Annotated in this window: 18 protein-coding genes and 1 pseudogene; 16 read left to right on the forward strand and 3 right to left on the reverse strand. The window is 41.7% G+C overall.

What is annotated here, in order from left to right; all coding sequences use genetic code 11:
* The first annotated feature begins 53 nt into the window (after positions 1-53).
* Positions 54-782, forward strand: coding sequence for a peroxide stress protein YaaA (yaaA, locus tag EJF26_RS00925; RefSeq protein WP_000697802.1), 729 nt, complete (start codon positions 54-56; stop codon positions 780-782).
* 31 nt (positions 783-813) lie between these two features.
* On the opposite strand, the gene EJF26_RS00930 is transcribed toward yaaA, so the two are convergent.
* Positions 814-1,362 (reverse strand): NADPH-dependent FMN reductase, encoded by a 549-nt coding sequence (locus EJF26_RS00930; protein ID WP_000039632.1) that lies wholly within the window; start codon positions 1,360-1,362, stop codon positions 814-816.
* Between the two features lie 248 nt (positions 1,363-1,610).
* On the opposite strand from EJF26_RS00930, the gene EJF26_RS00935 reads away from it, so the two are divergent.
* From EJF26_RS00935 to asnS, 3 genes are all read left to right on the forward strand, one after another.
* Positions 1,611-2,087, forward strand: a complete 477-nt coding sequence (locus EJF26_RS00935; RefSeq protein WP_000776854.1) for a cell wall elongation regulator TseB-like domain-containing protein — start codon at positions 1,611-1,613, stop codon at positions 2,085-2,087.
* Between the two features lie 9 nt (positions 2,088-2,096).
* Positions 2,097-3,275 carry a pyridoxal phosphate-dependent aminotransferase gene (locus tag EJF26_RS00940; RefSeq protein WP_000777445.1) on the forward strand — a complete coding sequence of 393 codons (1,179 nt, stop codon included), beginning with the start codon at positions 2,097-2,099 and terminating at the stop codon, positions 3,273-3,275.
* Between the two features lie 152 nt (positions 3,276-3,427).
* Entirely contained in the window at positions 3,428-4,771 is a 1,344-nt protein-coding gene (asnS, locus tag EJF26_RS00945) for an asparagine--tRNA ligase (protein WP_000167134.1), read from the forward strand.
* A 33-nt stretch (positions 4,772-4,804) separates the two neighbouring features.
* On the opposite strand, the pseudogene EJF26_RS00950 reads toward asnS, so the two are convergent.
* A pseudogene (locus tag EJF26_RS00950) lies at positions 4,805-5,710 on the reverse strand (IS30 family transposase); the annotation flags it as partial.
* Positions 5,711-6,000: 290 nt separating this feature from the next.
* Between EJF26_RS00950 and rpsF the strand changes: the two are divergent.
* The 12 genes from rpsF (at position 6,001) to EJF26_RS01010 (ending at position 13,274) form a co-directional block, all read left to right on the forward strand.
* A complete protein-coding gene (rpsF, locus tag EJF26_RS00955; protein ID WP_001151782.1) occupies positions 6,001-6,291 on the forward strand; it encodes a 30S ribosomal protein S6 in 291 nt (96 codons plus the stop codon).
* 11 nt (positions 6,292-6,302) lie between these two features.
* The gene (ssbA, locus tag EJF26_RS00960) at positions 6,303-6,773 is read left to right on the forward strand and encodes a single-stranded DNA-binding protein SsbA (protein ID WP_000609591.1); all 471 of its coding nucleotides are present in this window, start codon (positions 6,303-6,305) and stop codon (positions 6,771-6,773) included.
* Positions 6,774-6,804: 31 nt separating this feature from the next.
* Positions 6,805-7,044: a 30S ribosomal protein S18 gene (gene rpsR, locus EJF26_RS00965; RefSeq protein WP_000068664.1), complete on the forward strand. Its 240-nt coding sequence runs from the start codon at positions 6,805-6,807 to the stop codon at positions 7,042-7,044.
* A gap of 272 nt (positions 7,045-7,316) precedes the next feature.
* On the forward strand, positions 7,317-7,826 hold the full coding sequence (locus EJF26_RS00970; RefSeq protein WP_000679033.1) for a GNAT family N-acetyltransferase: 510 nt from the start codon (positions 7,317-7,319) through the stop codon (positions 7,824-7,826).
* Between the two features lie 81 nt (positions 7,827-7,907).
* A complete protein-coding gene (locus EJF26_RS00975; protein WP_000338995.1) occupies positions 7,908-9,308 on the forward strand; it encodes a bifunctional Cof-type HAD-IIB family hydrolase/peptidylprolyl isomerase in 1,401 nt (466 codons plus the stop codon).
* A gap of 1 nt (position 9,309) precedes the next feature.
* Positions 9,310-9,669, forward strand: coding sequence for a S1 RNA-binding domain-containing protein (locus EJF26_RS00980; RefSeq protein ID WP_000689617.1), 360 nt, complete (start codon positions 9,310-9,312; stop codon positions 9,667-9,669).
* A 33-nt stretch (positions 9,670-9,702) separates the two neighbouring features.
* Positions 9,703-10,449, forward strand: coding sequence for a tRNA1(Val) (adenine(37)-N6)-methyltransferase (locus tag EJF26_RS00985; RefSeq protein ID WP_000392505.1), 747 nt, complete (start codon positions 9,703-9,705; stop codon positions 10,447-10,449).
* Positions 10,439-10,723 (forward strand): GIY-YIG nuclease family protein, encoded by a 285-nt coding sequence (locus EJF26_RS00990; protein WP_000349634.1) that lies wholly within the window; start codon positions 10,439-10,441, stop codon positions 10,721-10,723. Before EJF26_RS00985 ends, EJF26_RS00990 begins: the two co-directional genes overlap by 11 nt.
* A gap of 85 nt (positions 10,724-10,808) precedes the next feature.
* Positions 10,809-11,744: a manganese-dependent inorganic pyrophosphatase gene (locus tag EJF26_RS00995; protein ID WP_000036038.1), complete on the forward strand. Its 936-nt coding sequence runs from the start codon at positions 10,809-10,811 to the stop codon at positions 11,742-11,744.
* 85 nt (positions 11,745-11,829) lie between these two features.
* Positions 11,830-12,342, forward strand: a complete 513-nt coding sequence (locus EJF26_RS01000; protein WP_000892229.1) for a YiiX/YebB-like N1pC/P60 family cysteine hydrolase — start codon at positions 11,830-11,832, stop codon at positions 12,340-12,342.
* Positions 12,326-12,976 carry a DUF1803 domain-containing protein gene (locus tag EJF26_RS01005; protein ID WP_000614486.1) on the forward strand — a complete coding sequence of 217 codons (651 nt, stop codon included), beginning with the start codon at positions 12,326-12,328 and terminating at the stop codon, positions 12,974-12,976. Before EJF26_RS01000 ends, EJF26_RS01005 begins: the two co-directional genes overlap by 17 nt.
* Positions 12,977-13,073: 97 nt before the next feature.
* Positions 13,074-13,274 (forward strand): CsbD family protein, encoded by a 201-nt coding sequence (locus EJF26_RS01010; RefSeq protein WP_000051186.1) that lies wholly within the window; start codon positions 13,074-13,076, stop codon positions 13,272-13,274.
* Positions 13,275-13,305: 31 nt separating this feature from the next.
* Here EJF26_RS01010 and EJF26_RS01015 read toward each other — a convergent pair whose 3' ends face one another.
* Positions 13,306-14,751 carry a UDP-N-acetylmuramoyl-L-alanyl-D-glutamate--L-lysine ligase gene (locus EJF26_RS01015; protein ID WP_000590272.1) on the reverse strand — a complete coding sequence of 482 codons (1,446 nt, stop codon included), beginning with the start codon at positions 14,749-14,751 and terminating at the stop codon, positions 13,306-13,308.
* Positions 14,752-14,842: the final 91 nt, after the last annotated feature.

The raw sequence follows: 14,842 nt of genomic DNA on the forward strand, positions 1-14,842 counted from the left end.
GTTTTTAAGATGAAATTCTTGGTCGTGATTGAAAAATATGCTACACTAACAATATGAAAATTTTAATCCCAACAGCCAAAGAAATGAACACAAACCTTCCTTGTACCGAACTGCTCCCCTTGAGGAAAGAAAGTCAGTCGGTTCTTGACTCACTGGCGCACTACTCAGCTAGTGAATTAGAGACCTTTTATAAGGTATCTGCCGAGAAAGCAGAGGAAGAGTACGCTCATATTCAAGCTTTAAAAGATCACAGGGCTAAAAACTATCCAGCCTTGAAACTCTTCGATGGTCTCATGTATCGCCACATCAAACGAGATGGCTTAACCGAGGCCGAACAAACCTATCTTGAAGATCATGTCCTGATTACCTCGGCTTTATACGGTGTTGTCCCTGCCTTATCTCCAATGGCTCCTCATCGTCTGGACTTTTTGATGAAGTTAAAAGTAGCTGGTAAGACTTTAAAGAGTCATTGGAAGTCAGCCTACGATGAGGCCCTACAGGATGAGGACTTGATATTCTCACTCCTATCATCAGAGTTTGAAACCGTATTTTCTAAGGAAATCAGAGAAAAGATGGTGACCTTCAAATTTATGGAGGACAAGGGTGGTGAGTTGAAGATCCATTCAACCATTTCAAAGAAAGCGCGTGGCGCCTTTTTGACAGCCTTGATAGAAGGGCAAGTCCAAACAGTCCAACAAGCTCGTAAGATCAACTTCGCCGGTTTTGCTTACCGATCGGATTTATCAAGTGACTTAGAGCTCGTCTTTGTGAAACAAGCATAAAACCAGCTCATTCGAGCTGGTTTTTGCTGGATTAGTTGATGGCTGCAAGAAGGTCGTCAGCTTGTTTTGCAAGTGATGAAGCAGTTGCTTCTTCTAACACCAATTTTCCGTCTGCCCAAGCAGAGTCATTGACGCGAGCAGCTGTAAAGTCACCAACGACTTGTGTACGGATAAATGGCAAGAGGTCTTTGTAAATAGCAAAGAGTTGATCGTGACCGGCATTGGCTACAGATGAGACCGTAACAAACTTGTCTTGGAGGGCAGAAGCGCCACGTGTGTCAGACAAGTCAAGGGCACGAGAGAGCCAGTCAAGCAAGTTTTTCACTGTTCCAGGGATAGAGAAGTTGTAGACTGGAGAGAAGATCCAGATAGCATCCGCAGCAAGGACTGCTTCACGAGCAGCAGCTACAGCTGGATGAGTTGGAACTTCCAAATCTTGGCTGAAGAGAGGAACAGCTGAGTAATCAAGATAGCTAACTTCCGCTTTTCCAGCAAGTGCTTTTTCAGCTTCGAGGGCCATTTGGTGGTTGAAAGAACCTTGGCGTAGTGAACCGACGATAAATAATACTTTTTTAGACATGATATGTCTCCTTTAGTTTAAAATTCAAAGAGCGAACTCTTTTGTTACCATCCATGTTACAACAAATGATACTAATTAGCAATAAATGTGCTCAGCTAAGTTTACTTGTTAGGGGTGGAAAAACTTAGTTCTGAGAAAACAGTATTTGATAGACAGGCAGATATTGTATTTAATTTCAAAGGGAAAATAATATCGTAATGTTCCTGTCTTCACTTGTAATAAAAGAGGAGAGATGGTAAAATAGACGAGTGAAACTAAGACAGAAAAAAGCAAAAAACAAGCTACTTTTACAGTATGGAATCGGCATTGCTCTGGTACTACTAGTCATGACCACTTCCTTTCTTTATCTGATATCACTCAGCATGAAACCCTATCAAGATGCTAGGGTTGAAGGAGAAAAACTGGCCAAACAGTATGCAGAATTGGAACAGGCAGATCAGATTGATTTCTACAATGGACTAGAAGGTTATTACAGCGTTCTGGGACATAATAAAAAGCAAGAGACTATTGCCGTACTGATTGAAAAGAATGACCACAAGATTTATGTTTATCAGCTTGATAAGGGGATTTCTCAAGACAAGGCAGCGACGATTTCGAGGGAAAAAGGAGCTAGCGACATTGACAAGATTACCTTTGGTCGTTATCAGGATAAGCCGATTTGGGAAGTCAAGTCAGGGAACCAGTACTATCTGGTTGACTTTGAAACAGGAGCAGTGATCCAATAAGGAGGGCATATGAAACTATCCAAACGTGTACTAGAAATGGAAGAAAGCGTCACTCTAGCTAGTGATGCAAGAGCCAAGGCATTAAAAGCTCAGGGAAAGGATGTTCTTTTCTTAACCTTGGGACAGCCTGATTTTCATACTCCTGAAAACATTCAGGATGCAGCGGTAGAAGCGATTCGAGATGGACGAGCTTCCTTTTATACAGTTGCTTCAGGCCTACCAGAGTTAAAAGCAGCGGTTAATACCTATTTTGAACGCTACTATGGATATTCTGTAGCAGCTAACGAGGTTACCTTTGCCACTGGTGCCAAGTTCTCTCTCTACACCTTCTTTATGGCTGTGGTTAATCCTGGTGATGAGATCATCATCCCTACACCATACTGGGTCAGTTATGGAGACCAGGTCAAGATGGCAGAAGGTGTGCCAGTCTTTGTCCAGGCCAAGGAAGACAATCACTTTAAAGTAACAGTAGAGCAGCTAGAAGCAGCCCGAACAGATAAGACCAAGGTCTTGGTTCTTAATTCACCATCGAATCCGACCGGTATGATTTACTCTCGTGAGGAACTCTTGGATATCGGAAATTGGGCTGTTGCGCATGATGTCCTTATCCTAGCAGATGATATTTATGGTCGTTTGGTTTATAACGGGAACGAATTTGTTCCAATCTCTAGTCTGTCAGAAGCAATTCGCAAGCAAACCGTCGTGATTAATGGTGTATCTAAGGCTTATGCCATGACTGGTTGGCGGGTAGGTTATGCTGTGGGAAATCCTGAAATTATCGCTGCTATGAGCAAATTGACAGGACAAACAACCTCTAATCTGACAGCAGTATCTCAATATGCAACGATTGAGGCGCTGACTGGACCGCAAGACTCTGTTGAAACCATGCGCCAAGCCTTTGAAGAGCGTTTGAATACCATTTATCCTCTCTTGTGCCAAGTCCCAGGTTTTGAAGTTGTCAAGCCCCAAGGCGCCTTCTATCTCTTCCCAAATGTTAAAAAAGCGATGGAAATGAAGGGTTATACCGATGTGACAGAGTTTACAACGGCTATTCTCGAAGAAGTCGGCCTTGCCTTGATTACAGGAGCTGGATTTGGAGCACCAGAAAATGTTCGTCTCAGTTATGCCACAGACTTGGATACATTAAAAGAAGCGATTCGCCGTTTGCATCAATTTATGGAAAAATAAAACTTAGAATCTTCGCCTTTTTAGCGAAGATTTTTTGTAACGAAAATCTCGCGATTTTTCTCTATTAGAACCTAGCTATCACAGTCTATTTATGGTAAAATAGTGGGTAATGATGTCTTCGGACAAGTTAAACGAAAAAAGGAAGATAGATTATGACAAAACGTGTAACGATTATCGATGTAAAAGACTACGTTGGTCAAGAAGTGACCATTGGAGCCTGGGTTGCCAACAAATCAGGAAAAGGAAAAATTGCCTTCTTGCAATTGCGTGATGGAACTGCCTTTTTCCAAGGAGTTGCCTTCAAACCAAACTTTATTGAAAAATTCGGCGAAGAAGTTGGTCTTGAAAAATTTGAAATGATCAAACACTTGAGTCAAGAGACTTCTGTTTATGTGACAGGGATTGTCAAAGAAGATGAACGTTCTAAGTTTGGCTATGAGCTCGATATCACAGACATTGAAGTCATCGGTGAATCACAAGATTACCCAATCACTCCAAAAGAACACGGAACAGATTTCTTGATGGACAACCGTCACTTGTGGCTCCGTTCTCGTAAGCAAGTGGCTGTTATGCAAATCCGTAACGCGATTATCTATGCAACCTATGAGTTCTTTGACAAGAACGGCTTCATGAAGTTTGATAGTCCTATTCTTTCAGGAAATGCGGCAGAGGATTCAACTGAACTCTTTGAAACAGACTACTTTGGAACGCCAGCCTACTTGAGCCAATCAGGTCAGCTTTACCTTGAAGCAGGTGCGATGGCTCTTGGTCGTGTCTTTGACTTTGGTCCAGTATTCCGTGCGGAGAAATCAAAAACGCGCCGTCACTTGACTGAGTTCTGGATGATGGACGCAGAGTACTCATACCTGACACACGATGAGTCACTTGACTTGCAAGAAGCTTACGTAAAAGCCCTTCTTCAAGGTGTACTTGACCGTGCTCCACAAGCCTTGGAAACCTTGGAACGTGATACAGAGCTCTTGAAACGCTACATTGCAGAGCCATTCAAACGCATCACTTACGATCAAGCCATTGACCTTTTGCAAGAGCATGAAAATGATGCTGATGCTGACTACGAGCATTTGGAACATGGAGATGACTTCGGTTCACCACACGAAACCTGGATTTCAAACCACTTTGGTGTGCCAACATTTGTCATGAACTACCCAGTAGCTATCAAGGCCTTCTACATGAAACCAGTTCCTGGAAATCCAGAGCGCGTGCTTTGTGCAGACTTGCTTGCACCAGAAGGATATGGAGAAATCATCGGTGGTTCTATGCGTGAGGAAGACTACGATGCCCTTGTCGCTAAAATGGAAGAACTTGGAATGGATCGTACAGAATATGAATTCTACCTTGACCTTCGTAAATATGGTACAGTACCACACGGAGGATTTGGTATCGGTATCGAGCGTATGGTGACCTTCGCAGCAGGTACAAAACACATCCGTGAAGCGATTCCATTCCCACGTATGTTGCATCGTATTAAACCATAAACTAGTAAAAAGGCCAAATTTCAAGTTCAAGTTAGCCAGCAAGCAGTCTTCTCTGGGAGACTTGTAGTCCAAGCATTTTTTAGGATAATTGTTGATCCAATTTTCGATGAAGGCGACTTCTTTAGGAGTCGTTTTCTTAGTTCCTTTAGGTAACCATCTACGAATGAGCCTATTGTGATTCTCATTAGTTCCCCTTTCCCAAGAGGCATAGGGGTGTGCATAGTAGATATGCTCCTTAGAAAACACATCAGACAAGCGGTGGAATTCGACTCCATTATCTGCCGTGATGGAAAGGATTTGATGCTGTTTTAAGATGAGTTTTAGAGCCCGATTGACCGACTCAGCGCTCTTATTTGGAATCAATTGGATAATTTGATGTCTACTCCTTCGATCCGTTAAGACCAGTAGACAGTGGTTTTTCGCTCTTGTCAGTAGGACCGTATCAATCTCATAGTGTCCATTCTCCAAGCGAAGATTGATAGCTTTGGGACGCTGTTCAATGGATTGCCCAGCAGGTTTAAAGTTGGGGCTAGCTTGTTTCTTGACAGTTTTTCCTTGATGAATCCAGTAGTAGATGGTTGACATTCCCACTGTAAGGCCCTTAGCCTTGACCATCATTTCGGGAGAGAACTTTTGGTTATGATAATGGAGGATCTTTTGTTTTAGCTCTTTGGTCAAGATTGATTTCTTCACAGAGCGCTTCCGATTGGTTTCATAAACCATTTGAGCATAGTCGGCAGAATAAATCTTTTTGAAACGTCCTTTTCCAACACATTGTAAGACTGTGATACGTTTGATTTCATTGTGGATGGTCTGAGGAGCTTTTCCAAGTAGAGAGGCGATTTCTCTATTTGATTTTCCTTCATTTTTCCATCGTTCGATTAAACGACGGCTATGGATTGTCAAGTGTTTAGCTTCTGTAGTATAATTGTTTTGCATCTCTGTACCTTTCTTGTGTTTGTGGTGAACAACAAGTGTAACACAGAGGTGTTTTCTTATGCCTATAACTAGATTTCATTTGACAATATTGACTAGTTGAACCAGCTCATTTTTAGGAAAGTTGGGTGGCTAACTTCATTATAGAATTTTTATCTATCTTCTTTTTTTCATTTTTATCTTTTTTCTCTTGCCATCTACTAGCTTTTCTAGTATAATAGTTAATTGTGAGCAAACCTCACTTACCCCTTGCAAAGACTTGGGGTCATTAGACCAAAAGGAGGAACATATCAATGGCTAAATACGAAATTCTTTATATCATTCGTCCAAACATTGAAGAAGAAGCGAAAAACGCTTTGGTAGCACGTTTTGACTCTATCTTGACTGACAACGGTGCAACTGTTGTTGAATCAAAATCATGGGAAAAACGTCGTCTTGCATACGAAATCCAAGATTTCCGTGAAGGACTTTACCACATCGTTAACGTTGAAGCAAACGATGACGCAGCTCTTAAAGAGTTTGACCGTCTTTCAAAAATCAACGCTGACATTCTTCGTCACATGATCGTCAAACTTGACGCGTAAGAAGGTAAACTATGATTAACAATGTTGTACTTGTAGGGCGTATGACACGTGACGCTGAGTTGCGTTATACCCCATCAAATGTAGCAGTTGCGACTTTTACTCTTGCAGTAAACCGTACATTCAAGAGTCAAAATGGCGAACGTGAGGCTGATTTCATCAATGTCGTTATGTGGCGCCAACAGGCTGAAAATCTTGCTAACTGGGCTAAAAAAGGCTCTCTTATCGGGATCACAGGTCGTATCCAGACTCGTAGTTACGATAACCAGCAAGGACAACGTATCTACGTAACAGAAGTCGTGGCTGACAATTTCCAAATGTTGGAAAGCCGTAGCGTGCGTGAAGGACATACAGGTGGGGCTTATTCTGCACCAACTGCTAGTTATACAGCACCTACACAATCAGTACCAGACTTTTCACGTGATGAAAATCCATTTGGAGCAACCAATCCATTGGATATTTCGGATGATGATTTACCATTCTAATGGACAATTAAAACTATAAAGGAGAAAAAACATGGCTCAACAACGTCGTGGCGGATTCAAACGCCGTAAAAAAGTTGATTACATCGCAGCAAACAAAATTGAATATGTTGATTACAAAGATACTGAGCTTCTTAGCCGTTTCGTTTCAGAACGTGGGAAAATCCTTCCACGTCGTGTAACAGGAACTTCAGCTAAAAACCAACGTAAAGTAACAACAGCTATCAAACGCGCTCGCGTAATGGCTTTGATGCCTTTCGTAAACGAAGATTAAAAAAAAAGACCCACCTGGGTCTTTTTTTCAGGCCCCCCGGACCTTCATGAGTTTGAAAATAAGAAAGCGAAATAGGACCCACTGGACCTTTTTTTCAGATTCGGTTGGCCCTCTTTTTCATGTTCGGGCGTGTCTTTTATCAGACTTTTACAGGGCTCCGTTCGAAACGTCTACTTTTTGACCTAGTAAGATTCTTTTGTCTTACTAGGTTTTTTCTTTTAATCTTTGTTGTCGTGCTATAATGGTAGGAGAAAGCTTTAAAGGAGCATCTTATGAAGGGAACTGCTATTATTAGAAAAATGATTGAATCGGATATCCAACACCTGTCCCAAGGTTTTATCAATCAAGGTTGGCCCGGTAGAGAGGAAATTTTGGCTAGATATTTTCTGGAACAGAAAAGCAAGGAGAGAGAAGTCTTAGTTGCAGAGATTGATGGTGTTGTAGCGGGTTACATTACCATTTTGCCCTCTGCTAAACATGGTCCTTTTGCAGAAGTCTATCCAGAACTTTCAGATTTCAATGTCTTTGAGCCTTTTCGAAATCAAGGAATTGGAAACCTCTTGATGGAAGAAGCTGAAAATCAAGTTAAGCTCATATCGGATAAGGTGACCCTTGGTGTTGGGCTCCATTCAGGGTATGGACCTGCCCAGAGATTGTACATCAAACGAGGCTATATTCCAGATGGTTCAGGCGTTTGGTATCGAAACCAACCGTTGGAAATGAATGCTACTATTCAAAATAATGATGATTTAGTTCTGTACTTATCCAAGAAATTCGAATAAGAGATAGTGAATTTCTTTGAAGATAGGGGATTTCTCTACTTTATGGTATAATGGAAAGAGTGATGGAAAAGAGGTAGAGAGATGGATGCAAAATTAAAATACAAGGCAAAGAAGATTAAAATCGTCTTTTTTGATATCGATGATACCCTGCGCACCTCAAAGACAGGGTTTATTCCAGCTACGATTCCTACTGTCTTTAAGCAGTTGCGAGAGAAAGGGATTTTAACAGGAATCGCCTCTGGGCGTGGTATTTTCGGTGTTGTTCCAGAGATTCGTAAGCTCAAACCTGATTTTTTTGTAACCCTGAATGGGGCCTATATAGAAGATAAAAAAGGCCAGGTCATTTATCAGCATCAGATTGAAAAGTTAGATGTTGAGGAGTATGTCTCTTGGACCAAGCGAGAAGGGATTGAGTACGGCTTGGTTGGCAGTCATGACGCCAAACTCTCCACTCGAACAGAACTGATCAGTGAGGCGATTGATCCCATCTATCCAAACTTAGATGTGGATCCTGACTTTCATGAAAAAGTAGGCATTTGCCAGATGTGGACCTTTGAAGATAAAGGAGATGCCTTGCGCTTGCCAGAATCTTTATCGGATAAACTTCGCATGGTACGTTGGCATGAACATTCATCTGATGTGGTACCAATTGCAGGCTCAAAGGCTGCTGGTGTGGCAAAGGTTGTAGAACACCTAGGATTGAAACCAGAGAACGTCATGGTCTTCGGAGATGGCCTCAATGATTTAGAATTCTTTGATTATGCAGGAATTAGCATTGCCATGGGAGTTTCCCATGAAAAAATCAAAGAAAAAGCAGATTATATTACAAAAACAGTAGAAGAAGATGGCATTTTTGATGCCTTAGAAGGATTTGGTATGGTAGAAAAAGAATTGCATTTCCCACAAGTAGACATTGAAACAGTAGAAGGTCCTCTAGCGACTATTAAGACAAATCACGGAGACTTGCGGATCAAGCTCTTCCCTGAACATGCTCCTAAAACAGTAGCAAACTTTGTCGCTCTTTCAAAAGATGGTTACTATGATGGAGTGATTTTCCATCGTATTATCAGGGACTTTATGATCCAAGGCGGAGACCCAACTGGTACTGGTATGGGGGGAGAGTCTATTTATGGACAAGCTTTTGAAGATGAATTTTCTGAAGAACTCTATAATGTTCGCGGGGCTCTTTCCATGGCCAATGCTGGTCCAAATACCAATGGCAGTCAGTTCTTTATCGTGCAAAACCAACACTTGCCATACTCTAAGAAAGAGATTGCACGTGGTGGCTGGCCTGAACCAATCGCTGAGATCTATGCAGAACAAGGTGGAACTCCTCACCTTGACCGTCGCCATACTGTTTTTGGGCAATTGGTAGATGCAGAATCTTTTGCAGTCTTGGATGCCATTGCAGCTGTTGAAACTGGTGCTATGGACAAGCCCGTTGAAGATGTAGTAATTGAAACGATTGAAATTGAGGACTAGGATGAAAATTGGTGATAAGCTAACTGGGCGTATTACAGGAATTCAGCCCTATGGTGCCTTTGTCGAGTTAGAGACAGGGGTGATTGGGCTGATTCATATTTCAGAGATTCGGACAGGATTTATCGAAAATATCTATGAAGTTTTGAAAATTGGTGAAGAAGTGCAGGTTCAGGTTGTTGATTTAGACGAATTTTCAGGTAAAGCCAGTCTATCTATTCGCACTCTGGAGGAAGAAAAACACCAACTACCAAGACGGAGACGTTTTTCAAATGATCGTATCAAGCACGGTTTTGCACCACTTGGGCGAATGATGCCAATCTGGACAAAGGAAGCCCTCAACAATCTGAGAGAGAAAAACTAGTCTATTAGATTTCGTATTTTTAAAAATCAATATATGGAAGAACAATTATTAAAACCAGGAGAGCGAATCAACCAGCTCTTTTCGACAGATATCAAGATCATTCAAAATAGAGAAGTGTTTAGCTATTCGGTGGATAGTGTTCTCTTGTCACGCTTTCCTCGCTTCCCTAAAAATGGCTTAATAGTGGATTTTTGTGCTGGAAATGGTGCAGTGGGACTTTTTGCAAGTAGTCGTACCAAGGCAAAAATTCTCTCTGTAGAAATTCAGGAGCGCTTGGCGGATATGGCAGAGCGTTCGGTTCAGTTGAATGGTTTGGAAGAGCAGATGCGGGTCATCTGCGATGATTTGAAAAATATGCCTGCTCACATCCAAGGAAGTAAGGTGGATATGATTTTGTGCAATCCGCCTTATTTTAAGGTGGATCCGCATTCTAATCTCAACGAGAGTGAACACTACCTCCTAGCCAGACACGAAATTGCGACTAACCTAGAAGAAATCTGTCGCAGTGCTCAGAGTATTCTCAAGTCTAATGGTCGTTTGGTCATGGTTCATCGTCCAGATCGGCTCTTGGATATCCTAGACATGCTTCAACGCCACAATTTGGCACCCAAGCGCCTGCAATTTGTCTATCCTAAACGACAGAAGGAGGCCAATATGCTCTTAATCGAAGCTATCAAGGATGGATCGACAAGTGGTTTCAAGGTCCTGCCACCACTCATTGTTCACAATGAAGATGGTTCCTACACGCCAGAAATTCAAGAGATTTACTATGGATCATAAGGCATATATGTATGTGGTGGAGTGTAGTGACGGTTCTTACTATACGGGCTATACAACGGATGTGAAAAAACGCCTTGCCGTTCATAATAGTGGTAAGGGAGCCAAGTATACCCGAGCTCGCTTGCCAGTTAAACTCATCTATGTAGAGGGTTTTGCTAGAAAGGAAGAAGCCATGTCAGCAGAGGCTCTTCTCAAACGTAAGAAGAGACCACAGAAAGAACGATTTTTATCCGAAAATCAAGAGAAAAATCTAGTCAATCATATTGATATCTAATGAGGAGTCCTTTGACTCCTCTTACTTTTGTCAAAAGAGGAAAAAAATGCTAAAATAAGATGAATAAATTTAAAGAGGTATTATCATGTCTAAGATTCTAGTATTTGGTCACCAAAATCCAGACTCAGATGCCATCGGGTCATCTGTAGCCTTTGCTTACCTTGCAAAAGAAGCTTATGGATTGGACACAGAAGCAGTAGCTCTCGGTACTCCAAATGAAGAAACAGCCTTTGTTTTGAACTATTTTGGTGTAGAAGCACCACGTGTTATCACATCTGCTAAAGCAGAAGGTGCAGAGCAAGTCATCTTGACTGACCACAATGAATTCCAACAATCAGTGTCAGATATCGCTGAAGTAGAAGTTTATGGTGTTGTGGACCACCACCGTGTGGCTAACTTTGAAACTGCCAGCCCACTTTACATGCGTTTGGAACCAGTTGGATCAGCCTCATCTATCGTTTACCGCATGTTTAAAGAACATGGTGTAGCAGTTCCTAAAGAAATCGCAGGTTTGATGCTTTCAGGTTTGATTTCAGATACCCTTCTTTTGAAATCACCAACAACTCACCCATCTGATAAAGTCATCGCTCCTGAATTGGCAGAATTAGCAGGCGTGAACTTGGAAGAATACGGTCTTGCTATGCTCAAGGCTGGTACTAACTTGGCTAGCAAATCTGCTGAAGAATTGATTGACATCGATGCTAAGACTTTTGAACTCAACGGAAACAAGGTCCGTGTTGCCCAAGTTAATACAGTTGATATTGCTGAAGTCTTGGAACGTCAAACTGAAATCGAAGCAGCAATGCAAGCAGCTAATGCAGCAAATGGCTACTCTGACTTTGTCTTGATGATTACAGACATCGTAAACTCAAACTCAGAAATCCTTGCTCTTGGGTCAAACATGGACAAGGTCGAAGCAGCATTTAACTTCAAACTTGAAAACAACCACGCTTTCCTTCCAGGTGCTGTTTCACGTAAGAAACAAGTGGTACCTCAGTTGACTGAAAGCTTTAATGGCTAATAGCTTGAGTGATAATTGAAACGTGGAAACACTTGTTTCCATATAGCTAAAGGGGTTTCGGCTCCTTTTTTTCTAGGAGAGGAAGATGTTAGAAAATGGCGATTTGATTTTTGTGAAGGACCTTTCAGACATGGGGCAGGCCATCCAGGCTTCTACTGGGAATTATAGTCATGTAGCCATCTTTTTGGATGGTTTGATTTTCCATGCTAGTGGGCAGGCAGGTGTTATCTGTCAAGAACCAGCTGATTTTTTTGAACCTACTCATCTCTACGACCTTTATGTCTATCCAGAGATGGAAGTCGACTTGGTGAAGGAGAAGGCTTGCAAGCATCTAGGAGCTCCTTATAATAGCTCTTTTTATCCCAATGGGGATGGCTTTTACTGCTCCCAGTACATCGCAGAAATCCTGCCTATTTTTGAGACGATTCCCATGAAATTTGGGGACGGGGAGCAGGAGATTAGTGATTTCTGGAGAGAATATTACAGGAAACTCGAACTTCCAGTGCCTCTGAACCAGCCAGGGACCAATCCCAGTCAGTTGGCAGCATCCCCTCTTTTAGAATGTAAAGAAAGGAATCTTCATGATTCAAATTTTTAATCCCTCCCGTTTGACTCGACAGCCATTTTTTATAGATTTAGTGGACTATCTGGACCAGCATGACGATGTGATCCTTCGAGAAATCAAGGCTCAGTTTCCAGATGTGGCAGTTGATAAACTCATGGAAGAGTATATAAAGGCAGGCTTGATCCGAAGGGAAAACAAACGTTATTCCCTCAATCTCCCTTTTCTAGAATCGATAGACAATCTATCCCTTGATCAAGAGATTTTTGTCAGAGAGGATAGTCCAGTCTATCAAGCCTTGTTGGAGAAGACTTTTGAGACAGAATTGCGCAATCAGACCAATGCAGCCATTTTAGTCGAATCTACGGACTTTGCAAGAGAAAAGATGACTTTATCCAACTATTTCTACAAGGTCAAGCACCAATATCCTTTGACAGAAAAACAGCAGGAGCTTTATGCCATTTTGGGAGATGTCAATCCTGAGTATGCCCTCAAGTATATGACGACTTTTTTACTGAAATTCCTCAAAAAAGACCAGCTGATGCAGAAACGGCGTGATATCTTCGTTGAGAGTTTAGTCGTCTTGGGTTATATTGTGCAAAATGAAGCTGGAAAGTATGAGTTGACTGTTGATTTTGACAAGGAACGCTTGATTTTCTATTTGTCTTAGTTGCTTTTGAGCAGATTGTTTGACTTTGCCAAAGAATAAGCATAAACTGAATGTAAGCGATAACGTTTATCGTATTAAAAGCAAAGGAGACAGAGCTATGTCACTTGAAAATAAATTGGAACAAGCAACTGGTGCTATCAAAGAAGGATTTGGTAAAGTTACTGGCGATAGCAAGACAGAAGCAGAAGGTACTGTAGAAAAAACAGTTGCGAAAGCAAAAGAAGTTGTTGAAGATGCTAAAGGTGCTGTAGAAGGTGCCGTTGAAGGTCTTAAAAATTCATTTAAGAAAGAAGACTAAAAAAATCAAGGGAATGTTTCCCTTGATTTTTTTATAGATAACGTTCTGCGATGGCTGCGTCCCCAGGATAGTCTTCTTTCTTTCCTTGGACAATCTGGTAGCAATCAGCTCCCTTACCTGCAATAATCACGGCATCGAGTTCTTGATTTGTGATGGCCATCGCTGCCTTGATAGCTTGTTCACGATCGGCAATCTTTTCAACAGGATGACTGATATAGCTGCTGATTTCTTCAGCAATGGCCATTGGATCTTCATAGTTGGGGTCATCCGCAGTTAGAAAGACTTGAATCTCAGGATGTTGATTGAGGAGGAGGCCAAAGTCTTTGCGACGACTTTCACCCTTGTTTCCAGTCGAACCGAGAACCAGAGCAATCTTTCCAGTTTGATGAGTTTCAACAACAGAAATCAGTTTTTTCAGACTATCGCCATTGTGGGCATAGTCGATGAAAACCTTGGCTCCATTTTTCTGAGTCAGGACTTCCATACGTCCAGGAACTCGGGTTGCAGCGATTCCTTTTTTGATGTCTTCAAGACTGGCTCCGAGACGAAGACAGGCAAGTCCTGCAGCGACTGCATTTTCTTGGTTAAAGTGGCCGATGAGTTGAATATCATAATCTCCAGCGAGTTTACCTGTAGCTGAAAAGCTAAAGGCTTTGGAGTTCTCGATTTGGTTACTTGACTGGCTACCATAAAAGTCATGTTCTTGATGTTCCACTTGTTCTTTCAGTACAGAAAAGTGGTCCATCTCGCTATTAATGACAACTGCTCGGCTATTTTTCATCAAGAGACGTTTGTGGTAGAAGTAATCTTCAAAGCTAGGATGCTCAATCGGTCCGATATGGTCAGGAGTGATGTTGAGAAAGACACCTACATCAAAGGTCAGGCCATAGACTCGATGAACAAGATAGGCTTGGCTAGAGACTTCCATTACAAGATGGGTTCGACCATTCTTAACAGCCTGGGCCATCATGTCGAAAAGATCGATGTTTTCAGGTGTTGAGAAGGAAGATTTAAAGAAGGTCTTGCCATCTAGAGTTGTATTCATAGTTGACAAGAGAGCTGTTGGGTAGCGTTGAGATAGGATGTGGTAAGCAAAGTAAGCAGATGTTGTCTTTCCTTTTGTCCCTGTGAAAGCAAGAATTTTTAGTTTCTCTTGCGGATTACCATAAAATTCCATCGCAATCAAACTCATGGCTTTCTTGATATCGTTCACAACGATGACAGGGATACCGACTTCGTAGTCCTTTTCGGCAACATACCAGGCTAAGCCCTGACTTATAGCAGAAAGAAGGTATTCTTTTTTAAAGGCAGCGCCTTTTGCAAAAAAAAGAGTGCCTTCTTTTACTTTTCGGCTGTCGTAACTGATGCTATCAAAAACAACTTCGTTGTAGTTGTAGTGGTAGTGTCCTTGGTCGATAATCTCGCGGAAGAGACCATCTTTCTTTAATATATCTAATACGGTTTCAATCTTAATCATACTTTCTATTATAAACTTCAAGTCTGAATTTTACAAGTAACAAGGAAAAGTTTATAATGGAAGATAAGGAACTTTTCCTAGTTATCAAAAT

This window comes from Streptococcus oralis subsp. dentisani (genome assembly GCF_007475365.1).
Taxonomy (GTDB): Bacteria; Bacillota; Bacilli; order Lactobacillales; family Streptococcaceae; genus Streptococcus; species Streptococcus mitis_AX.